The 20,793-nt window shown below is 70.3% G+C and carries 17 protein-coding genes; 9 read left to right on the forward strand and 8 right to left on the reverse strand.

The window, feature by feature from the left end; translation table 11 throughout:
- Together ABZ070_RS23325 and ABZ070_RS23330 are read right to left on the reverse strand one after the other, a co-directional pair.
- On the reverse strand, positions 1-1,286 hold a 1,286-nt coding region (locus ABZ070_RS23325; RefSeq protein ID WP_356636850.1), incomplete at its 3' end, for an ABC transporter ATP-binding protein.
- Between the two features lie 150 nt (positions 1,287-1,436).
- On the reverse strand, positions 1,437-1,883 hold the full coding sequence (locus ABZ070_RS23330; protein WP_356636852.1) for a MarR family transcriptional regulator: 447 nt from the start codon (positions 1,881-1,883) through the stop codon (positions 1,437-1,439).
- A gap of 93 nt (positions 1,884-1,976) precedes the next feature.
- On the opposite strand from ABZ070_RS23330, the gene ABZ070_RS23335 reads away from it, so the two are divergent.
- Complete coding sequence (locus ABZ070_RS23335; RefSeq protein WP_356636854.1) at positions 1,977-3,785, forward strand: ABC transporter ATP-binding protein; 1,809 nt, start codon at positions 1,977-1,979, stop codon at positions 3,783-3,785.
- A gap of 428 nt (positions 3,786-4,213) precedes the next feature.
- Here the strand turns inward: ABZ070_RS23335 and ABZ070_RS23340 are convergent, their stop codons facing one another.
- Positions 4,214-5,296, reverse strand: coding sequence for an FAD-dependent oxidoreductase (locus ABZ070_RS23340; protein WP_356636856.1), 1,083 nt, complete (start codon positions 5,294-5,296; stop codon positions 4,214-4,216).
- Between the two features lie 74 nt (positions 5,297-5,370).
- Between ABZ070_RS23340 and ABZ070_RS23345 the strand changes: the two genes are divergently transcribed.
- A complete protein-coding gene (locus tag ABZ070_RS23345; RefSeq protein WP_356636858.1) occupies positions 5,371-5,793 on the forward strand; it encodes a secondary thiamine-phosphate synthase enzyme YjbQ in 423 nt (140 codons plus the stop codon).
- Between the two features lie 69 nt (positions 5,794-5,862).
- On the opposite strand, the gene ABZ070_RS23350 is transcribed toward ABZ070_RS23345, so the two are convergent.
- From ABZ070_RS23350 to ABZ070_RS23360, 3 genes are all read right to left on the reverse strand, one after another.
- On the reverse strand, positions 5,863-6,588 hold the full coding sequence (locus tag ABZ070_RS23350; protein ID WP_356636860.1) for a PepSY domain-containing protein: 726 nt from the start codon (positions 6,586-6,588) through the stop codon (positions 5,863-5,865).
- An 83-nt stretch (positions 6,589-6,671) separates the two neighbouring features.
- Positions 6,672-6,827, reverse strand: a complete 156-nt coding sequence (locus ABZ070_RS23355; RefSeq protein WP_356636862.1) for a DUF6131 family protein — start codon at positions 6,825-6,827, stop codon at positions 6,672-6,674.
- Positions 6,828-6,976: 149 nt separating this feature from the next.
- Positions 6,977-7,942: a YihY/virulence factor BrkB family protein gene (locus tag ABZ070_RS23360; RefSeq protein ID WP_356636864.1), complete on the reverse strand. Its 966-nt coding sequence runs from the start codon at positions 7,940-7,942 to the stop codon at positions 6,977-6,979.
- Positions 7,943-8,161: 219 nt separating this feature from the next.
- On the opposite strand from ABZ070_RS23360, the gene ABZ070_RS23365 reads away from it, so the two are divergent.
- Positions 8,162-9,361, forward strand: coding sequence for a PP2C family protein-serine/threonine phosphatase (locus ABZ070_RS23365; protein ID WP_356636866.1), 1,200 nt, complete (start codon positions 8,162-8,164; stop codon positions 9,359-9,361).
- Between the two features lie 59 nt (positions 9,362-9,420).
- On the opposite strand, the gene ABZ070_RS23370 is transcribed toward ABZ070_RS23365, so the two are convergent.
- Complete coding sequence (locus tag ABZ070_RS23370) at positions 9,421-9,957, reverse strand: MarR family transcriptional regulator (RefSeq protein ID WP_356636868.1); 537 nt, start codon at positions 9,955-9,957, stop codon at positions 9,421-9,423.
- A gap of 292 nt (positions 9,958-10,249) precedes the next feature.
- Here ABZ070_RS23370 and ABZ070_RS23375 point away from each other — a divergent pair, with 292 nt between their 5' ends.
- Positions 10,250-11,092, forward strand: coding sequence for a SigB/SigF/SigG family RNA polymerase sigma factor (locus ABZ070_RS23375; protein ID WP_356636878.1), 843 nt, complete (start codon positions 10,250-10,252; stop codon positions 11,090-11,092).
- Positions 11,093-11,140: 48 nt separating this feature from the next.
- On the opposite strand, the gene ABZ070_RS23380 is transcribed toward ABZ070_RS23375, so the two are convergent.
- Positions 11,141-11,650 (reverse strand): MarR family transcriptional regulator, encoded by a 510-nt coding sequence (locus ABZ070_RS23380; protein ID WP_356636870.1) that lies wholly within the window; start codon positions 11,648-11,650, stop codon positions 11,141-11,143.
- Between the two features lie 284 nt (positions 11,651-11,934).
- Here ABZ070_RS23380 and ABZ070_RS23385 point away from each other — a divergent pair, with 284 nt between their 5' ends.
- From ABZ070_RS23385 to ABZ070_RS23405, 5 genes are all read left to right on the forward strand, one after another.
- Positions 11,935-12,315, forward strand: a complete 381-nt coding sequence (locus ABZ070_RS23385) for an ATP-binding protein (protein WP_356636872.1) — start codon at positions 11,935-11,937, stop codon at positions 12,313-12,315.
- Between the two features lie 360 nt (positions 12,316-12,675).
- Positions 12,676-12,936 (forward strand): WhiB family transcriptional regulator, encoded by a 261-nt coding sequence (locus ABZ070_RS23390; RefSeq protein WP_356636874.1) that lies wholly within the window; start codon positions 12,676-12,678, stop codon positions 12,934-12,936.
- Positions 12,937-13,027: 91 nt separating this feature from the next.
- Positions 13,028-16,774: a HAMP domain-containing protein gene (locus ABZ070_RS23395; protein ID WP_356636876.1), complete on the forward strand. Its 3,747-nt coding sequence runs from the start codon at positions 13,028-13,030 to the stop codon at positions 16,772-16,774.
- Between the two features lie 231 nt (positions 16,775-17,005).
- Complete coding sequence (locus ABZ070_RS23400; RefSeq protein WP_356636880.1) at positions 17,006-19,399, forward strand: SpoIIE family protein phosphatase; 2,394 nt, start codon at positions 17,006-17,008, stop codon at positions 19,397-19,399.
- Between the two features lie 199 nt (positions 19,400-19,598).
- The gene (locus tag ABZ070_RS23405) at positions 19,599-20,735 is read left to right on the forward strand and encodes a phospholipase D-like domain-containing protein (protein ID WP_356636882.1); all 1,137 of its coding nucleotides are present in this window, start codon (positions 19,599-19,601) and stop codon (positions 20,733-20,735) included.
- Positions 20,736-20,793 lie beyond the last annotated feature (58 nt).

Genomic DNA, 20,793 nt, shown 5'->3' on the forward strand with positions numbered 1-20,793 from the left:
GTCCCCGACAGCAGGACGGGGTCCTTGTCCTGGACGAGGACGGCGCCACGGGCCGCGGCGAGCGGCTGCTCGTCCAGTGCCACACCACCGAGAAGCACGGACGGCAGGCCCTCCGGCTCCGTGGGGTGGCCGCCGAGCCGTTCGGCGAGGCGGCCTGCGGCGTCGGGGTCACCGCAGACGACCGCGGTGAGCGTTCCTGCCGGGGCCAGGAGCCCGGTCGCCGGGTCGTAGAGGTCGCCGGTGAGCGGCCCGTCGGCCGCGCCCGCTGCCTGGGCCGGGTGACCGCCGGACGCACGCTGCAGCGCCAGCACCCTGGCCGCCCGCCGTGCGGACGGACGGGAGAAGGAGTACGCCATGGCGATCTCCTCGAAGTGCCGCAGCGGATAGCTCAGCAGCATGACCGCGCTGTACACGGTGACCAGTTCACCGACCGCGATCCGGTTGTCGCCGACGAGCCCGAGCCCGTACCAGACGACCGAGATCAGCAGAAGACCCGGCAGCAGCACCTGGACCGCGCTGATCAGGGACCACATGCGTGCGCTGCGGACGGCGGCCGTGCGCACGTCCTGCGAGGCGCGGCGGTAGCGCTTCAGGAACAGTTCCTCGCCGCCGATGCCGCGCAGCACCCGCAGACCGGCCACCGTGTCGGAGGCCAGCTCGGTGGCCCGGCCCGCCTTCTCCCGCTGGACGTCCGCGAGCCTGGTGGCCCGGGGGAGCAGGGGCAGCACACCGAGGGCCATAATCGGCACGCCGACGGCGACGAGGACGCCGAGCGCCGGCTGGTAGATCACCAGTCCGACGCAGACGGCCGCGACGGTGAGGGCCGCGGCGAGGAAACGCGAGACCGCTTCCACGAACCAGCCGATCTTCTCCACGTCTCCGGTCGAGACGGCCACGACCTCGCCCGCGGCGACTCTCCGGGTGAGCGCGGCGCCCAGTTCGGACGTCTTGCGGATGAGCAGCTGCTGGACCCGCGCCGCCGCCGTGATCCAGTTGGTGACGGCCGTGCGATGGAGCATGGTGTCACCGAGGGCGATGCAGACGGCGGCGAGGGCGAGAATCCCACCGGCCAGAGCGAGGCCGCTGCCGGACTTGTCCACGACCGCCTGGACGGCGCGGCCGACCCCGTAGGGGAGGGCCATGACGGACATGAAGTGCAGCATTCCCCACGACAGGGAGCGCAGCTGACCGCGCAGTTGATGCCGGCCGAGCCAGAGGAGGAACCTAGGCCCCGACCGGACGTCCGGTTGACCGGGGTCGACATACGGAAGATCGCGAATCTGCATGATGTCCCAGGTCTTCGGAAGGGCGGCACAGAACTACCAGCCTCGCGCTCTCGCCCAGGGGCGGCAAACGATTTATGGGCCTGTCATCGGGCCGCCGGACGGGCCGTCAGAGTCGTCGGTCGGTGCCGTGGAGCCGCCGTGGACGGGGCGTCAGCAGCGCGGGTCCGTGCCGTCGACCAGAGTGGAGAGCAGGCCGCCGAGGACCTCGCGCTGCTCGGCCGTCAGGGGTGCGAGGACGTCCTCCGCCGCCGCGCGGCGCGCGTCGCGCAGCGACCGCAGGGTGGCGCGGCCGGTGTCGGTGAGCTCGATCCGGGTCACCCTGCGGTTGGTCGGATCGGGAACCCGGCGGACCCGGCCGCCGGCCTCCAGCCCGTCGACCAGGCTCGTCACCGCGCGCGGAACCACCTCGAGCCGCTCCGCCAGATCCGCCATGCGCGGAGGGCGGTCGTAATGGGCGACCGTGCGCAGCAGCCGGGACTGCGCGGGGGTGATGGCGATGTCGGCCGACTCGAGCTGGCGCTTCTGGCTGCGGTGGAGCCGGCGGGTCAGCCGCAGGAGCTGCTCGGCCAGCAGGCCGTCGGCGTCGGAGGTGGTCATGCGGGAACAATATCAGGACGTTGTTCATTGTGAATACAGGTAATAATGAGCTAAGCTCCTCAAGATCGCGCCTTTTCCGTCCGAAGGAGTGCATTGCGTCCCGACCACACCACCTGGACACCACCGCCCAGGGACCCCGACCAGCCGCCTGCGGAAGTGCGGCGCATCCTCCGGCTCTTCCGGCCCTACCGCGGCAGGCTCGCAGTCGTGGGGCTGCTCGTCGGGGCCTCGTCCCTGGTGTCCGTCGCCTCGCCGTTCCTGCTGCGGGAGATCCTCGACACCGCGATCCCCCAGGGGCGTACGGGGCTGCTCAGCCTGCTCGCCCTCGGCATGATCGCCACCGCGGTGATGACCAGCGTCTTCGGTGTGCTCCAGACGTTGATCTCCACCACGGTGGGCCAGCGTGTCATGCACGATCTGCGCACCGCGGTCTACGCACAGCTGCAGCGCATGCCGCTCGCCTTCTTCACCAGAACCCGCACGGGGGAAGTCCAGTCGCGTATCGCCAACGACATCGGCGGCATGCAGGCGACCGTGACCTCGACGGCCACTTCCCTGGTCTCCAACCTCACCTCGGTCGTCGCCACCGTCGTCGCCATGCTGGCGCTGGACTGGCGGCTCACCGTCGTCTCCCTCCTCCTGCTGCCGGTGTTCGTCTGGATCAGTCGCCGGGTCGGCCGCGAGCGGAAGAGGATCACCACGCAGCGCCAGAAGCAGATGGCCGCGATGGCCGCCACCGTCACCGAGTCGCTGTCGGTCAGCGGCATCCTCCTCGGGCGCACCATGGGCCGCGCCGACTCCCTGACGGTGTCGTTCGCCCGGGAGTCGGAGCGCCTGGTCGACCTCGAGGTGCGCTCCAGCATGGCCGGGCGGTGGCGGATGTCGACGATAGGCATCGTCATGGCCGCCATGCCGGCCCTCATCTACTGGGCCGCCGGCGCCGCGATGCAGACGGGCGGGCCCGCGATCTCCATCGGCACGCTGGTCGCCTTCGTCTCACTCCAGCAGGGCCTCTTCCGGCCCGCCGTGAGCCTGCTCTCGACCGGAGTGCAGGTGCAGACGTCGCTCGCCCTGTTCCAGCGGATCTTCGAGTATCTCGACCTGCCGGTCGAGATCACCGAGCCGGCGGACCCGGTGGCGCTCGACAAGATCCGGGGTGAAGTGCGCTTCGAGAAGGTCGACTTCGCGTACGACCCCGAGCAGGAGCGGCCGACTCTCGACGGCATCGACATCGCCGTGCCCGCCGGCGGCTCGCTCGCCGTCGTCGGCCCGACCGGCTCCGGCAAGTCCACGCTCAGTTATCTGGTGCCGCGGCTCTACGACGTCACCGGCGGCCGGGTCACCATCGACGGCGTCGATGTGCGGGACCTGGACTTCGACACGCTTGCGCGGGCCGTGGGAGTCGTCTCCCAGGAGACCTATCTCTTCCACGCCTCCGTGGCCGACAATCTGCGCTTCGCCAAGCCCGACGCCACGGACGAGGAGATCGAGGCCGCCGCCCGTACCGCGCAGATCCACGACCACATCGCCTCCCTGCCCGAGGGATACGACACCTTGGTCGGCGAGCGGGGCTACCGCTTCTCCGGCGGTGAGAAGCAGCGGCTCGCCATCGCCCGCACCATCCTGCGGGACCCACCGGTCCTCATCCTCGACGAGGCGACCAGCGCCCTCGACACCCGCACGGAACACGCCGTGCAGCAGGCGATCGACGCGCTCTCGCGAGGCCGCACCACGATCACCATCGCCCACCGGCTCTCCACCGTGAGGGACGCGGACCGGATCGTCGTCCTCGACGCCGGCCGCATCGCCGAGTGCGGCAGCCACCGGCGTCTCCTCGCCCAGGGCGGCCGTTATGCCGCTCTGGTCCGCAGGGACGCCCGTCCGGCGCCTGTCGCCCGCTGAAAGGGCGACGGCGCCGCCGCTCCCGTGGGACGGGGACCGGCGGCGCCTTTCGTGAACGATCGTCAGACGAGCCAACCCACGAAGTGGACGACGCCGGCGAGCAGGTTGGTGATGAGGTCCATGGTGGTGCGTTCTCCTTGTGCAGGGTGATGTGGGACTGCGCACTCGCGGTCTGCAGCCCGTCGCTTGCGCACCGTAAGCATCGTGCACCGCGCGGCGCCCGGGCGATCAGAACGGCTACGACCACACGTTCCGACGAACAACCGCGCGAGCGTTCGCTTGTTCGCGTCGATTCGGTGGCCGGTGATCCCGGCAACCGTGCCGCCGGTCGTCGCCGCGTCGCCCTCCGCAGACTCCCGGGATCACCGGGTGGGCCGGCGTGCGATCGGCTGAGCACCGCCGCCCGCCCCGCCGCTGCCGAACGCCGGTCAGACCAGGGCCGGTTCATGGTCCAGCAGGCGCCTGATCTCCCGTACGGCTGCCCGCCCCGCCCGGTTCGCGCCGATCGTCGAGGCCGAAGGCCCGTACCCGACGAGGTGCACCCGGGCATCCCGTACCGCCCGGGTGCCCTCCACCCGGATCCCGCCGCCCGGCTCGCGCAGCCGGAGAGGGGCGAGATGGTCGATCGCCGCGCGGAAACCGGTCGCCCAGAGGATCACGTCGGCCTCCACCGTCCGGCCGTCGTCCCAAGCCGCTCCCGTCGGGGTGATCCGGTCGAACATCGGCCAACGGTCCAGGACGCCCGTCTCCCGGGCCCGCCGGATCGCGTCGTTGAGGGGCAGGCCGGTGACGGAGACGACGCTCTGCGGCGGCAGGCCGCGTCGTACGCGTTCCTCCACGCGTGCGACCGCCTCCCGCCCGGCGTCCTGGTCGAACGGTCCCTCACGGAAGACCGGCGGCCGCCGGGTCACCCACGTCGTCTCCGCGGCGACCTCGGCGATCTCCATCAGATGCTGCGTTCCGGACGCCCCGCCGCCGACCACGATCACCCGCTGCCCCGCGAACTCGTCGGGCCCCGGGTAGTCCGCGGTGTGCAGCTGGCGTCCCCGGAACGTCTCCTGACCGCGGTAGCGCGGCCAGAAGGGGCGGTCCCAGGTGCCGGTGGCGTTGATCAGGGCTCGGGTCGACCAGACGCCCTCGGAGGTCTCGACCGCGAGCCGCCCGCCCTCGCCCTCGCGAACGGCGCTCACCGCGACGGGCCGGTGCACCTGCAGCCCGAACCGCTCTTCGTAGGCGGTGAAGTACTCGCCGATCACCTCGGACGAGGGCCGCCGGTCGTCCGCCCCGGTCAGCTCCATTCCGGGCAGCGCGTGCATCCCGTGCACCTTGCCGTACGTCAGCGAGGGCCAGCGGAACTGCCAGGCGCCGCCGGGCCGGGGGGCGTGGTCCAGCACCACGAAGTCGTGGCCGGGTACCAGGCCGGTGCGCCGCAGATGGTAGGCGGCCGACAGGCCGGCCTGCCCCGCACCGATGACGACCACGTCCACTTCTCGCGCCCCAAGGTAGTTCACGCTTCTACCAACCGGGAGGGCGTCGTGGGTCTTCCCGCAGAGCTGCGCCGGCCGGCAGACGGGAGGATGGGCCCATGCCCGGAACCTTCACCACCGCAACCCTGACCATCCGCACCGGCTCACAGGAGACGGTCACCGACCTGACGCACGCCTGTGAGCGCTTCCTCGGGGAGCACGCACGCGGCGCCGACGGCCTGCTGAATCTTTTTGTGCCCCATGCGACGGCCGGCATCGCCGTGCTCGAGACGGGCGCCGGGAGTGAGGACGACCTGCTGGCCGCGCTCCACACCCTGCTGCCCGCCGACGACCGTTGGCAGCACCGCCACGGCAGCCCCGGCCACGGCAGGGACCACGTGCTGCCCGCGCTGGTGCCGCCGCACGCGACGCTGCCTGTGATCGGCGGCCGGCTGGAGCTCGGGACCTGGCAGTCCGTGTGCCTCGTGGACACCAACAAGGACAACCCGGACCGCCGGGTACGTCTGTCGTTCCTCGGGTAGCCCCGGTGTGGAACTCCGCTGCGCCGGCGGCCGAGGCGCTGCGCGCCCCGGCCCGAACCCGAGAAGAAATCAGTCCTTGTCGACGCGCTCGCTCAGGATCTTGCCGTTCGCGGCATCGACGTAGTAGGTGGTCTTGCTCCAGTCCTGCTCGTCGACCACGTCGACCAGCCAGACGAGCCGGCCCGCGTCGTCGTAGTCCAGCTCCACGGTCGTGACGACGCCCGGCTTCTTGTCCGTCGCGGCCTTCACCGCTTGCTGGGCCGTCCACTTGGCCTTGCCGAGACGGTCGGCGACCTCGCTCTTGTCGTCGGCGTCCTGGTCGGGCTCGACCTCGGACTGGACCGCGCTGCCCGTGACCGCGTCCACGAGGACGGTGTGAGTGGTGCCGTCCTGGGTGGCGACCTTGGCCTCCCATTCGGGGCCGCCGGGGCTCGGTGCGGGACTGGCGGTGCTGCCGCCCTCGTGGCGTTGCAGCTCGATCTCGAGCAGCTTCGAGCCGGAGACTTCGCCCGTAGCGGTGGTGGCCGCCTTGTCCCAGGTGACCTTGGTCGCCGGGATCAGGCCCTGGCGCTCCGCCTGGTCGTCGGTGAGGCGGGTCGCCGTGCTGGTGGGTGACGCGGGCTCGGTGGGGCTCGCGGTCGAGGTGTATGTCGGGGTCGCCGTCGGGGTCTGGCCCGCGGCGTTGACCTGTGTTCCCTTGTCACTTCCGCAGGCGGTCAGCAGCAGAGCCGCGCTGACGACGGTGCAGGCGGTCAGCGCGGCTCGGAGCCGGACGTTGTGAGTGTGAACATTCATGTCGCCACGCGTAACCGCGAGGCCGGCCGGCGTCACGGTCTGCCCGGAAGATCACTCGATCGAGCCGCGCGCGGCGCGCTTGGTCACCAGTAGTGCTTACGGCCACCCACGGCGTGACCCAGGGCTCCCGCCACCCAAAGGATCACTCCGACGGCGATCAGAACGATTCCGATGGTCCAGAGGATGCCGATTCCTGCCACCGCACCGATGACCAGCAGGATGAGTCCAAGAACAATCATGTCGGCCTCCAGGGAGGGGAGCTTCTACGAGCCGGTTGCCCGCTCGTCACCAGGGCAAACGCCCGGGGCGCAGGCGGGTTGGTCATGGCTCGGGCCGGGTGGTCGATGCCCTGCCGGCCCAGGGTCGTCAGGCCTCCGGGCCGGGATGGTCAGGCCCCCGGGCCGGGGTCGGGATGCACCGGAGCCGTCATCCCCGCCCGCGCGGCCTCGAGCTGGGCCGAGAACGCCATGCCGAGGAACAGCGCGATACCGGTGAGGTTCGCCCAGAGCAGCAGTGCGACAAACGCCGTCAGGGGGCCGTAGACGGCGCCGAACGATCCGCTGCGCTCCACGTAGAGGGCCAGCAGCCAGGTCGCGGCGATCCACAGCCCCAGATGGACGGCGGAGCCGAACGCCAGCCAGGTGTATCCCGGTTGGGTGCGCCGCGGCGACCAGCGGAAGATCACCGCGGAGGCGACCACGGCAAGGGCGACACCGAGGGGGATCTGGACCCAGTGCCACCATCCGGGCAGTCCCGGGGCCATGCCGGTCGAGTCCACCACCGCCTCGGCCACCGTGTCCCCGGCCACGAGCACGAGGAAGCCGACCGCCATGGGTGCCCCGGCGGTCATCGAGAGAACCAGGCTCCTGCCGTACTTGGGAAGGAAGGGGCGGTCGCGTTCGATTCCGTAGATGCGGTTGGTGCCGCGCTCGATCTGCGCCATGGCCGATGCCAGGTTGACCGTGGCGAAGCCCAGCCCGAGCCACATGGCGATCGCGCCCGCCACGTCCGTGCCCGCGCTGCGGCGCCCCTCCGCCAAGGCGTCCTCGATCAGCGCGGAGCTCGCACCCGGCGCGATGCGGGTCAGCACGAGCTCGACGGCCCGGCCGGCACTCTCTGTATGAAGAGTGGTGGCCAGACCGACGAGCGCGATGGTGAACGGGACCATCGCGAGTGCGACCTGGAACGCGAGGGCCCGGGAGTGGCTGAAGCCGTCGGCGTAGCGGAAGCGGAGGAAGGCGTCGACGAGGAGCTTGCGCCCGCCGTACCGGCGCAGAGCGGCCCACGCCTCGTCGCCCGACAGCTCCTCGCCCGCCATGTCCCGCGTCTGCGGAACGTGCACTGCCGTGCCCATGCCTGCTCGCCCTCGTCTCCATGCCGGCGTCTCGTCGGCGCCTGCCCCCTCGCCATGCGGGGATGCACCCCGACCTGCGGGCAGTATCGTTGCCGTACGGCAAATTTTGTGTCGGATCATCGGACTTGCCGACGGCCCGCGCCGTCGTACTGTGCCATCAAGGGACGTGGCCCGGCACGCCGGGCCACGTGGGGCCGATGCCGAGAGAAGCGGGGAGACGTGGACAAATTCGCCGCTGTCGAGCGGGCTCTGCGCAGCGCCGCGCCGCACACCCTGCTGAGCGTGGTGACCGTCGCGCTCACGGAAGAGTACGGCGCCGAGCGCGTCGAACTCCGGTTGGCGGACTACGGGATGCGCTCCTTGCAGGCCGTCGAGAACGTGCCCGGCACGACGGAGCCGGTGCTGATCCACAACAGTCCCCAGGGCCGCGCCTTCGGCGCCCAGGAGCCCTCTGTGACGACCGGCGCCGGCACGGTCGACGTCCATGTGCCCGTCACCATCCGTGGCGACCGTATGGGCGTGCTGTCCGTAAGGCTGCCGGAGGACCGCTATGAGCAGTCGCAGCAGGGGGAGATTCAGCACATCTGCGAGGCGCTGGGCCACGAGATCCTGGTCGCCGAGCGCGACACGGACCTCTATGTGCTGGCGCGCCGGGCCGCCCGGCTGACGCTCGCGGCGGAGATGCAGTGGCAACTGCTGCCCGGGCATTCCTGCGCACGCCGGGAGTTCGCCATCGGTGCCCACCTCGAGCCCGCCTATGCGATCTTCGGTGACAACTACGACTGGTCGGCCTCCGCCGACCATCTGACGCTGACCGTCACCAACGGCATGGGGGAGGGGATAGAAGCGGCGCTGCTGACGAACCTCGCTGTCAACGCGCTGCGCAATGCCCGACGCGCCGGTGTCGATCTCGCCGGTCAGGCCGAGCTGGCGGGCCAGGCCGTCTACGCCCAGTACCGCGGCAGCGCGCACGTGTCCGTCCTGCTGTTGCGTTTCGACCTCGACACCGGTGAGTTGGAGACGGTGGACGCGGGCTCGCCCCGCATGTGGCGGTTGCGTGAGCGCTCGGTGGAGTCCTTCGCCTTCGACGCCCAGCTGCCGTTGGGAATGTTCGAGGACACCGTCTACGTCGCCGAGCGCTTCACGGTGCTGCCCGGTGACCGCCTCCTTGTCGGGAGCGACGGTGTGTACGAAGCGTCGTCCCCGGCGGGGGAGGCGTACGGGCAGAGGGCGCTGGCGCGTTCGCTCATGGCCACGAGGCTGCTGCCGCCGACCCAGGTGCCGGGCGCCGTGCTGCGTGAACTCGCCCAGCACCACGGTGAACCCCCGCTGGACGACGACGCGCTGGTCGTGTGCCTCGACTGGTACGGGCGGGAGGGCGACGTGGACGCCGGTGCGCCGAGCGCGCGGGCGCGCTGACGGGAGGCCGCCGGTGGCTGTCGCGGTCCGTCCGTCCCAGGAGCGTTCCGGCGCAGCATTCAGGCGGAGCGCGACGAACGGGTCGATGGGCCGTGCTCCCGGTCCGGGTCCGCCCGGGCCGGGCCGGTCCGGACCTGCTCCGTCGCCCGGAGGGCGTCACGGAAGTCGTGCAGGCCTTCGAGCAGTGCGCTGCGCGCCGCGGGCGTCATGGCGCCGATCGGCGCCAGCAGCATCTCCTCGCGCCGCGACCGCAGCTCGGCCAGGTGGGACTTTCCGCGCTGGGTCAGACGCAGGGTCAGCTCACGCCGGCTCACCGGGCTGGGGGTGCGCTCTACGAAACCCAGTGCCTCGAGGCGGTCGCAGAGGCGGCTGACGGACGACGGGGCGGCACCCAGCAGATGGCCGAGCCTGCGGAGATTGATTCCCTCGTCGTGCTCCAGGCTGTACATCACACGCAGCTGGGACGCGGAGACGGTCGACGGGGCGGCCGTGTCCCGGCCCCGCTCCCACAGGACCCCGAGGAGTTCGACGACCTGGCAGGCGGCTCGCGCGGCTTCGGTGGAGCGCTGCGGACGGGGGGCGGGACTGGTCGTCATACCTGCACACTCCGCATCGGATCCGGACGCAACCGTATGTCCTTTGTGTGTACCCACCCGGGAGTGACCGTATTTGCGCCGGGGCTCCCGGCGAGGATCCGCCGGGGGGCTTGTCTGCGAGTTCCGCCGGGAGCCTCGCCGCGGGGTCCCGCCGTCCCGGCTTGACCAATTCTTGCGTTAGGGCAACTGTTGTGGGGGAAGAAGGGTCCGCGACGGTGAGCCGCGGGCGCGTGCGCCCAACACTTAGGGAGGCGTCATGGCCACGGTGGCAGCAGCGACAGTGGAGCAGCCGATGGACCTGGACGAGACCTCTCCTGCCGACGGCCCGGGCGCCGACCGGCTGCCACGCGTCGACGACGCCTCCGGGATGGCCACTGCGGACGCCCGGTCGCTCTCGAAGCTGTTCTTCGACAGGCTGCGACAGCTCGAGGAAGGCACGCCGGAGTACCAGTACGCGCGCAACACCTTGATCGAGATGAACATCTCGCTGGTCAGGTACGTCGCGCGCCGCTTCCGAAACCGGGCGGAGCCCGACGAGGACGTCGTCCAGGTGGGCACGATCGGCCTCATCAAGGCCATCGACCGGTTCGACCTCAGTCGCGAGGTCGAGTTCGCGACGTTCGCCGTCCCGTACATCCTGGGCGAGATCAAGCGGTTCTTCCGGGACACGAGCTGGGCAGTACACGTGCCCCGGCGGCTCCAGGAGCTGCGGCTGGAGCTGGTGCAGGCGTCCAACGAGCTGTCCGGCACGCTGCACCGCTCACCCACGGCATCGGAACTGGCCGAGCACATGGGCCTGCCGGTCGAAGAGGTCTCCGAAGGCCTCATCGCCATGAACGGCTATGTGGCCGGCTCCTTCGACGTGCCCAGCACCGAGGGTGGTGACAACGGCGAGGGCTCCATCGCCGACCGCTTCGGAGACATCGACCCGGCTCTGGATCTCGTCGAGGACCTGCAGGCGCTCAAGCCCTTGCTCGAAGAACTCGGCGAGCGGGACCGTCTTATCCTGCAGCTCCGTTTCGGCGACGAGCTGAAGCAGTCGGAGATCGGGGCGAGGCTGGGCATCTCCCAGATGCAGGTCTCACGGCTCCTCAGCCGCACGCTCGCGAAGCTGCGCAAAGACATGCTGACCTAGGGCCTTTCGGGGCCGGGCGGGCGCCGGCACGTGAACCGGGGAGCCGGATCACGCCGAACGGGCGTCCTTGGGCGAGGAGTTGCGTTGTGCGGCGCCGAGTCCCGCTCCGCCCAGCGCGTCCTGGAAACTGGTGAGGCCCTTCAGCAGGGCGTTGCGCCCCGAAGGCGGCATGCCGGCCACCACCGCCAGAAGTGCCTCCTGCCGCTGGGCCCTCAGGTCGCGCAGGTAGGCCTTGCCGCGGGCGGTCAGGTGCAGTTCCAGCTCCCGTCGGCTGACCGGACTGGGGAGCCGCTGGACGAACCCGAGGGCTTCCAGGCGGTCGCACAGGCGGCTGACCGACGGCGGAGTCGATCCGAGGACCTCGCCCAGGGTGCGGAGGTTGATCCCCTCCTCGCGGTCCAGGCTGTACAGCACGCGGAGCTGTGACGCCGACACGGGGGTCGAGGACACCATGTCCCTGCCACGTTCCCACAGCACTTCGAGCAGCTCGATGAGTTCTCGGGCAGCACGAGCGGTCTCCTTCTGCCGCTCATGGGAAGCAGCGGGTTTCGCGTCCATAGGGGATGACACTCCGCATCAGACATTATCGGCCGGTCAGCCGCACAACACCCTATCTTTCCACCGAAGGTCTCCATGGTGCCTTGGGCCGGGCTTGCCATGCCTGAAGGCCTTCGTGCGGGCTCTCGCCCGGAGCGCACCAGGATCGCGTCGAACGTCGTCGGCCTCCCCGACCCGTGGGCTTGGTGACGGAATTCGTGCGTGGTGTCACTCCGCGAAACCGGGGAAGCCGAATGGAGGCAGAGACGCGTCGCGAATTGACACCGAGAAGGAGGCACCACGTGATGATCGTTACTTCAGCTGAAGCGGACATCGGCGACGCACGTCGCGCCACTTCGGAATATGTGGGCCGAGCGTGCCCGCACGCTGATGTGGACGACGTGGTCCTCGTGGTGTCCGAGCTGGTGACCAACGCGGTCAAGCACACCGTCGGCTGGTGGCGACTGAGGGTCGAGGTGTACCGGAACCGGCTGGTCGTGGACATCGACGACGCCGACTGGACCGCTCCCGTGGAGCGGCCCGCCGACTTCGACGCGACAGGAGGCCGGGGCTGGCACATCGTCCAGCTGCTGGCCGGCGATGTCGAGGTGCTGGAGCGGTCGAGCGGCAAGACCGTGCGTGCCAGCTGGTCCTGCGGCTCGGCCGCGGCCCCGCACTGCGCCTGAATCTCCTCGATCCCAGGCGGGGTCTCCGAGCACGGTGGCGTTCGTGGGGGAACAACTCCGTTCAGTGAAACGGAAGTTGGCTTCGAACGATCAAAGGCGCCTCCCGAGGAGACGGGCGCACGACGGCGCCGAGGCTCCGGAAGTGCGCGGAACTCGCAGGCATCTCGTGTACACGGAATACGCACAGTTTCCGCACTTCGTCGGCTCGGTTGCCCGTGGACGACGGGAATCGCCCTTTCGAATAGGTGAGTTCGGGCCGTCGGTAGTTTGAGCCCGGCCTCATCGGTGAGTCGGAAGGGACGCCCGCGGAGCGCGGGCGTGGGACCGGGAAATTCGAGAGAAGGGAAGGGTGACCGCACCATGAGGAACTGGCGGAATGACGCGGCCTGCCGTGACGAGGACCCGGAGCTGTTCTTTCCCATCGGCACCACAGGGCCGGCGCTGATGCAGGCCAAGGAGGCGAAAGCCGTATGCCGGCGGTGCCCGGTGGCCGAGAAGTGTCTCGAGTGGGCCATGGAAGTCGGCCAGGACTCCGGGGTGTGGGGCGGACTGGACGAGACCGAGCGCCGCGCGCTCAAGCGCCGTGTGTCCCGCCGGCGCGCCAAGGCCGCCGAAAGCTGACGTTTCCTCCGCGAGCTGAGCCGGGGTACTCTGCCTCGTAATTTGTCGTATGACAACGGTCATGCCGACGTGTCGAGGCTTGAGGATGGTCATGGCTGATACGACGGTCGAGAGTTCGCGTCCGGTGCCGCGGTCGCGTGCGCGCGCGGTGGGCAGGGTGGCGGAGCCGGAACTGCGCCAGTTGCTGGCCGGGCTCACCGCCGTGCGCGACGGCGACTTCGGCACCCGGCTGCCGGACGAGGCGGACGGCCTGCTGGGCGAGATCGCCGGTGTGTTCAACGGCATGGTGGACCAGCTCTCGCTGTTCACCTCCGAAGTGACCCGGGTCGCCCGCGAAGTCGGAACCGAGGGAACCCTGGGCGGTCAGGCCGAGGTCCCGGGTGTCTCCGGCACCTGGGCGGACCTGACCGATTCCGTCAACGCGATGGCGGGCAACCTCACCACCCAGGTCCGTGACATCGCCCATGTCGCCACGGCGGTCGCCAGGGGCGATCTGTCGCAGAAGATCGACGTGGACGCGCGGGGCGAGATCCTGGAGCTGAAGAACACCATCAACACGATGGTCGATCAGCTCTCCTCGTTCGCCGACGAGGTGACGCGCATGGCGCGGGACGTAGGCACCGAAGGGATCCTCGGTGGCCAGGCCGACGTCAAGGGCGTCTCCGGCACCTGGCGCGACCTGACCGACTCCGTGAACTCCATGGCGGGCAACCTCACGGCCCAGGTGCGTTCCATCGCCCATGTCGCCACGGCGGTCGCCAGGGGCGATCTGTCGCAGAAGATCGACGTGGACGCGCGGGGCGAGATCCTGGAGCTGAAGAACACCATCAACACGATGGTCGATCAGCTCTCCTCGTTCGCCGACGAGGTGACCCGCGTCGCCCGCGAGGTCGGCACCGAAGGACGTCTCGGCGGCCAGGCCCGGGTGCCCAACGTCGCCGGCACCTGGAAGGACCTGACCGACAACGTCAACTCCATGGCGAACAACCTGACCGGCCAGGTCCGCAACATCGCCCTGGTCACCACCGCCGTCGCCAACGGAGACCTGTCCAAGAAGATCGACGTCGACGCGCGTGGCGAGATCCTGGAGCTGAAGACGACCATCAACACGATGGTCGATCAGCTCTCCTCCTTCGCTGCCGAGGTGACCCGCGTCGCCCGCGAGGTCGGCAGCGAGGGCCGGCTCGGTGGGCAGGCCGAGGTCGAAGGCGTCTCCGGCACCTGGAAGCGCCTCACCCAGAACGTCAACGAACTGGCCGGCAACCTCACCCGTCAGGTGCGGGCCATCGCCGAGGTCGCCAGCGCCGTCGCGGAGGGCGATCTGACCCGGTCGATCACCGTCGACGCCTCCGGCGAGGTCGCCGAACTCAAGGACAACATCAACTCCATGGTCGAGTCCCTGCGTGAGACGACGCGGGCCAACCAGGAACAGGACTGGCTGAAGTCGAGCCTCGCCCGGATCTCCGAACTCATGCAGGGCCACCGGGACCTGGCCGTGGTCGCCGAGCTCGTCATGGACGAACTCACCCCGCTCGTCGCCGCCCAGTACGGTGCGTTCTACCTCGCGGAGGAGACGCCTTCAGGCACCGAACTGAGGCTCGTCGGCTCCTACGGGCGCCCGGCGGACGACGCCGGCCACGACCGGTTCAAGCTGGGCGAGTCCCTGGTGGGGCAGGCGGCCCGCAGCCGGCGTGTGATCGCCGCCGACGGTGTGCCCGGGGACTACATCCGGATCTCGTCCGGGCTCGGAAGCACCACGCCGGGCAGCCTGATCGTGCTGCCGATCTGCGTGGACGACCAGGTTCTCGGCGTCATCGAGCTGGCCTCCTTCACCGCGTTCACCCCTGTGCACCGGGACTTCCTCGAGCAGCTGATGGAGACGGTGGGAGTCAACGTCAACACCATCGTCGCCAGCGCCCGCACCGACGAACTGCTGGGTGAATCGCAGCGGCTCGCCGCCGAACTCCAGTCGCGCTCCGAGCAACTGCAGGTCCAGCAGGACGAACTACAGCGCTCCAACGCCGAACTGGAGGAGAAGGCCGCCCTGCTGGCCGCCCAGAACAGCGACATCGAGACCAAGAACCTGGAGATCGAGCAGGCACGGCAGGAGCTGGAGGACCGTGCCCAGCAGCTGTCGCTCGCGTCCAAGTACAAGTCCGAGTTCCTGGCCAACATGAGCCACGAGCTGCGCACCCCGCTCAACAGCCTGCTGATCCTCGCCCAGTTGCTGGCCCAGAACCCGACCCGGAACCTGACCGCAAAGCAGGTCGAGTACGCCGGCATCATCCACTCCGCGGGCTCCGATCTGCTCCAGCTGATCAACGACATCCTCGACCTCTCGAAGGTCGAGGCCGGAAAGATGGATGTGAACCCGGAGCGCGTCGCGCTGCGGCAGCTGCTCGACTACGTCGAGGCGACCTTCCGGCCCCTCACCGCCCAGAAGAACCTCCAGTTCACCATCACCACCGCGCCCGGCGTACCGGGCGACGTCCTGACGGACGACTCCCGGCTCCGGCAGGTGCTGCGGAACCTGATCTCCAACGCGGTCAAGTTCACCGAACGCGGCAGCGTGGAACTGCGCATCGAGCCGGCCGGTGACGGCGACCTGCCCCGCCCCGTGCAGCGCGGCGGCGACGTCGTGGCGTTCCGGGTCAAGGACACCGGGATCGGCATCGCCGAGCAGCAGCGCGAGGCCATCTTCGGCGCCTTCCAGCAGGCGGACGGCACCACCAGCCGCAAGTACGGAGGCACCGGACTGGGCCTGTCGATCAGCCGGGAGATCGCGCATCTGCTCGGCGGCGCCCTCACCGTGGAGAGCACGCCGGGCAAGGGCAGCACCTTCACCCTGTACCTGCCCGTCGCCCGCACCGACTTCCAGGAGGAGACGGCCGGCGTCCCGGCCGCCCCCGTCCGTGACGCGTCCGCGCCGCTGACCGCCGACGGGCAGCGCCCCGCGGCCACGACCGCCGGACCGCCACGACAGCCGCGCAGGCTGCTCGTCATCGAGGAACGGCCGCACGGGCTGCTGTCCCTCGTCGCGGAGAGCGCGGTGGCCGAACTCGCGGCGGGAGGCGGGAGCGACCGCGAGGACATAGAGGTCATCGCGGCGGTCGGGCCGCAGGAAGCCGCCGCGGCCCTCGCCGCCGCGCCGTTCCACTGCGTGGTCCTCGAACTCGACATGGCCGACGGGGGAGCCCTGCGCTTCCTCGACGCGATGGACGGAGACGCCGCACTGCGCACCGTGCCCGTCCTTGCCCACAACAACCGGCGCCTCGACGCCGCGCACGAGCGGGCGCTGCAATCGCGTGCGAAGGAGCGGCCGATGGAGCTGCTCTCCAGCCTGGACGAACTGCGGGAACGGATCGCGTTGCACCTCTTCGCCGAACAGCCGGGCGACGTCGTGCCGCTGGTCCGTGCCGGAGAACCCCGTCCGCAGGCCCCGCAGCACCTCGACGGCACTCTCCACGGCCGGACCGTTCTGGTCGTCGACGACGACGCCCGCAACCTGTACGCGATCAGCGGCATTCTGGAGCTGCACGGGATCCAGGTCCTGCACGCGGAGAACGGCCGCAAGGGGATCGAGGCCCTGGCCGAGAACCCGGACATCGACCTGATCCTGATGGACGTGATGATGCCCGAGATGGACGGCTACACGGCGACGGCGGAGATCAGGCGGATGCCGGCGCACGCCGACCTGCCCGTCATCGCGGTCACCGCGAAGGCGATGCCCGGAGACAGGGAGAAGAGCCTTGCCTCCGGCGCCAGCGACTACGTCACGAAGCCGGTGGACGCGGGTGACCTCATCGCCTGTGTCCGCCGTTGGCTGGACGGCCGCTAGAGCCTTCGCTCCGAGCCGGACCACGACGGGCACCTGTCCGGTGTCCTCCCCCATCACGCAGCATCCCATCGAGGAGTCAGCGCCTTGAGTGCTCCTGAACACCGCGGAGACCCCACCGGGGACGAGGTGCTGCCCTCCGACTCCGGACGGCAGCCGCAGCTCTCCAGGGTGACGGTCGTCCACACCCCCGGCGTCGTGCTCCCGCCCGGTGCCGGCGGGCCGCCCGCTCCGGTGCCGGGAGCCGTTCCCGCGCCGGGCGCCGCTCCGCAGGACACCCTCCCGGGTCACACCTCGACCGTCGGCCGGCTTGCCGCCACGGTCGAACGGCTCCGCGGGGAAGTGCGGGCGGCACACGCCGCCGCGGACGGCCGCGCACTGATCGAACTCGCCAAGGGCGTGATGATCGAGCGGCTTCGCTGCGGGCCCGCGCAGGCGGCGCGTCAGCTCTCCGAACTCGCCGAGCAGGCCGGCCTGTCCCAGCTGGCGCTGGCCGCTGACATCATCAACCAGGCGGCCCAGGACCGTGTCGCCGAAGTGGCCGACGACTTCGTACGGCGCACCAACGGCGAAGCCGGGCCGGAGGAGGACGGCGACGCGTCCGTCGCCGTACGTCTGCGCACCGCGGAGAGCGCCGCGCTGGCCGCAAGCGACACCCAGGCCGTCGCCGAATCCCTGCTCGAACACGCGCTGGCCCCGCTCGGGGCCACGGCCGTGGCCGTCTGGACGGCGGGCTCGGACGCCTCGCTCACCCTCTGCGGTCACGCCGGGTTCAGCTCCGACGAGGCGGCGCGCTGGCGCTACGTACCCCCCGGTGTGGCGACCGTCGCCCGCCAGGCGCTGAGCGGGCCGCACACCGTGCGGATCCGTTCCTTCGCCGACGACGAAGTCCCTTCCATCGGACGTACCCAGACACCCGAGGGCGGACGTGTCGCGCTGCCGGCCGGGACCGGCGGTCGTGTGCACGGGGTGCTGGAGATCTGCTGGCCCCAGCCGCTCGCGCCCCAGTCGCCTGCCGTCGAGCGGCAGTTGGAAGCGCTGGCCGAGCTGTGCGCCCACACCCTGGAAAGCCACCCCGACGGAGCCGGGCACCACCCGGCCGGCGGCGAACTCGCCGATGTCTCCGAACTGGTCGACCTGGTCGACGGCCTGTACGACCCCGCGCTGGTCCTCACGCCGCACCTCGACGCCGAAGGCCACCTCGTCGACTTCCGTATCCGCCACGCGAACAGCCGCTTCATCGACCCGGCGGGACGCGTCCGCGGCGCCGTCAACGGAGCGCTGCTGCTGGAGGCATACCCGACGGCCGCGGACGACAGCGAGCTCTTCGAGAAGATCGAACGCGTCTACGCCACCGGCGAGCCGTTCCGCGCCCGGCGGATGACGCTGACCGCCCTCGTCGACCAAGTGCCGCTGCCCTCCGTCGCCGACCTCAGCATCAGCCGGCACGGCGGCAGCGTCCTCCTCATCTGGCGCATCGAGGACGAGACGGCGCGCCTCGCCAGCCTGCTCCAGCACGCGCAGCGCCTCGGCCGCATCGGCGGCTTCGAGGAGAACCTCGTGACCGGCGAGATCACCTGGAACAGCCAGCTCTTCGCCCTGTACGGACTCGATGTTGGTGACAACGCCGTGCCGCTGCACGACCTCGCCGACCACGCGCACCCGGACGACGCCGTCGCCATCGGCCGGTTCCTGCAGGCGGTGCTCCACCACCGCCGTGCCACCTCGACGGCGTTCCGCCTTCAGCGTCCCGACGGAGTCACGCGCCACATCCGGGTCATCGCCGAGCCGGTCCTCGACGCCGACGACCGGCTTCTCGCCGTACGCGGTGCGTACCAGGACATATCGTCCCAGCACTGGACCGAGGTGGCCCTCGCCGCCACCCGCGACCAGCTCGCGCAGACCGAACAGGAGTCGGCCGAGCGCAATCGGCTGGCCCTGCAGCTCCAGCACGCCATCATGCCGCCGTCCCGCGCCCCGCTGGACGCTCCCGGCCTGCAGGTCGCGGTGCGCTACCGGCCCGCGGAGACGGAGTCGCTGGTCGGCGGGGACTGGTACGACGCCGTTGTGCTGCCGTCCAAACGGATCCTGCTGTGCGTCGGGGACATCGCCGGCCACGGCATCGACGCGGCGACGGGCATGGTGGTCCTGCGCAACGCCATGCGGGGCCTCGCCGTCACGGGCGCCGGCCCGGGGCAGCTGCTCTCGTGGCTGAACATCGTGGCGCACCACCTCACCGAGCAGGTCACCGCCACCGCGGTCTGCGGCGTCTTCGACCCCGAGACCCGTGTCCTGCGCTGGGCGCGGGCGGGCCACCTGCCACCGGTACTCGTCCGCGGACGGGAGGCGAACACCCTGCCGATCCTCGGCGGCCTGCTCCTCGGTGCGCTCGCGGAGGCGCAGTACGAGGAGTCAGAGGTGCAGCTCGAACCGGACGACACGCTGCTGATGTACACGGACGGTCTGGTCGAGCGCAGGGACACCGGAGTCCACGAGTCCCTCACCCAGCTCCTCGCCACGGCCGGCGCGCCCGCCGCCTCGCTCGAACGCCGGCTCGACAGACTGCTCACCCACAGCAGGTCGGACACGGACGACGACACATGCCTCATCGGCGTGCACGTGTCGTGAGCGGGCGCCCCTGGCCTCCCCGAGGCCGCAGTACAGTGACAGGCCGCGTGGCCGCGGGCGGATCCGGCCACGCGCGCACCCTGTCACCGAGCCGATACCGCCCAGGTGACGGATGACGAACACACAGGACCTGCCCGAGACCCCCTCTCCTGCGCAGAAGGCCCAGGGCACGCCGGCTGCGGCCGACCGCGCGGTGCACATGAGACGGCGGCTGGAACGGCTGATAGGTATTGCCGCGACCGAGGGCAACGCACTGACGCCGCTCCGAAACGGGGACCAGATCTTCGCCGCGATGCTCACCGGCATCCGCTCCGCCCGGCGCACGGTCGACATGATGACCTTCGTGTACTGGAAGGGCGACATCGCCCGTGAATTCGCCGAGGCGCTGGCCGAGCGCGCCCGCGCCGGAGTGCGGGTGCGGCTGCTGCTGGACGGCTTCGGAAGCCGTCTGATCGAGAAGGACCAGCTGACGGCGATGGAGCAGGCGGGTGTGTACGTGGCCTGGTTCAGAAAGCCTCTGTACCTCTCACCGCTGAAGCAGAACCACCGCTGCCATCGCAAGGTCCTCGTCGTCGACGAGCACGTGGCCTTCACCGGCGGCGTGGGCATCGCCGAGGAATGGTGCGGCGACGCGCGCAACGAGCACGAGTGGCGCGACTCGCATGTCGAGGTCAAGGGCCCCGCCGTGGACGGCATCGCCGCGGCCTTCGCCCAGAACTGGGCCGAATGCCACGACGAACTCTTCGACGACCGCGACCGCTTCGTCGACCACCGGCCGCAGGGCGACGCGGTCGTGCAGGTGGTGCGTGGTTCGGCCGGCTTCGGCTGGCAGGACATGCAGACCCTGATCAGGGTCGTGCTCGAGTCCGCGGAGGAGCGCGTCCGGTTGGCGACGGCATACTTCGCCCCCGACCCGTACTTCATCGAACTGCTCTGCGCCACCGCACGCCGCGGCGTCGAGGTGCAGATTTTGCTGCCGGGTCCGCACACCGACAAACGAGTCTGCCGGCTGGCGGGCAGGCGCTTCTACGAGGACCTCGTCCACTGCGGCGTGAAGATCTACGAGTACCAGCCGACGATGATGCACGCCAAGGTCATCACGATGGACGGGATCGCGGGTCTGATCGGCTCGACCAACCTCAACCGCCGCTCCCTCGACCACGACGAAGAGGTCATGCTCGCCGTCCTGGACGAGCAGTTCACCGCGACGCTCGACGAGCACTTCGAGCAGGACCTCGCCGTGAGCGAGAAGATCGCCGCGGACCGCTGGAAGAGGCGTTCCCTGGCACAGCGCGCCCGTGAGGCGGCCGTCGTGCCCATCCGCCGGTTCCTGTGACACTGCCCTGACCGGCGCGCTCCACACCAAGCGGGCCGTTCGTACCGACCCTGTCAGA

The sequence above is a fragment of the Streptomyces sp. NPDC006283 genome, assembly GCF_040613325.1.
In the GTDB taxonomy this organism is placed as follows: Bacteria; Actinomycetota; Actinomycetes; order Streptomycetales; family Streptomycetaceae; genus Streptomyces.

What these genes read in the sequence shown, in the direction of transcription:
- ABZ070_RS23330 (WP_356636852.1), bottom strand. Translation starts at nt 1,883, where the DNA reads ATGACCACCTCCGACGCCGACGGCCTGCTGGCCGAGCAGCTCCTGCGG.
- ABZ070_RS23360 (WP_356636864.1), bottom strand. Translation starts at nt 7,942, where the DNA reads ATGGGCACGGCAGTGCACGTTCCGCAGACGCGGGACATGGCGGGCGAG.
- ABZ070_RS23350 (WP_356636860.1), bottom strand. Translation starts at nt 6,588, where the DNA reads ATGAATGTTCACACTCACAACGTCCGGCTCCGAGCCGCGCTGACCGCC.
- ABZ070_RS23390 (WP_356636874.1), top strand. Translation starts at nt 12,676, where the DNA reads ATGAGGAACTGGCGGAATGACGCGGCCTGCCGTGACGAGGACCCGGAG.
- ABZ070_RS23355 (WP_356636862.1), bottom strand. Translation starts at nt 6,827, where the DNA reads ATGATTGTTCTTGGACTCATCCTGCTGGTCATCGGTGCGGTGGCAGGA.
- ABZ070_RS23405 (WP_356636882.1), top strand. Translation starts at nt 19,599, where the DNA reads ATGAGACGGCGGCTGGAACGGCTGATAGGTATTGCCGCGACCGAGGGC.
- ABZ070_RS23370 (WP_356636868.1), bottom strand. Translation starts at nt 9,957, where the DNA reads ATGACGACCAGTCCCGCCCCCCGTCCGCAGCGCTCCACCGAAGCCGCG.
- ABZ070_RS23375 (WP_356636878.1), top strand. Translation starts at nt 10,250, where the DNA reads ATGGACCTGGACGAGACCTCTCCTGCCGACGGCCCGGGCGCCGACCGG.
- ABZ070_RS23395 (WP_356636876.1), top strand. Translation starts at nt 13,028, where the DNA reads ATGGCTGATACGACGGTCGAGAGTTCGCGTCCGGTGCCGCGGTCGCGT.
- ABZ070_RS23385 (WP_356636872.1), top strand. Translation starts at nt 11,935, where the DNA reads ATGATCGTTACTTCAGCTGAAGCGGACATCGGCGACGCACGTCGCGCC.
- ABZ070_RS23380 (WP_356636870.1), bottom strand. Translation starts at nt 11,650, where the DNA reads ATGGACGCGAAACCCGCTGCTTCCCATGAGCGGCAGAAGGAGACCGCT.
- ABZ070_RS23345 (WP_356636858.1), top strand. Translation starts at nt 5,371, where the DNA reads ATGCCCGGAACCTTCACCACCGCAACCCTGACCATCCGCACCGGCTCA.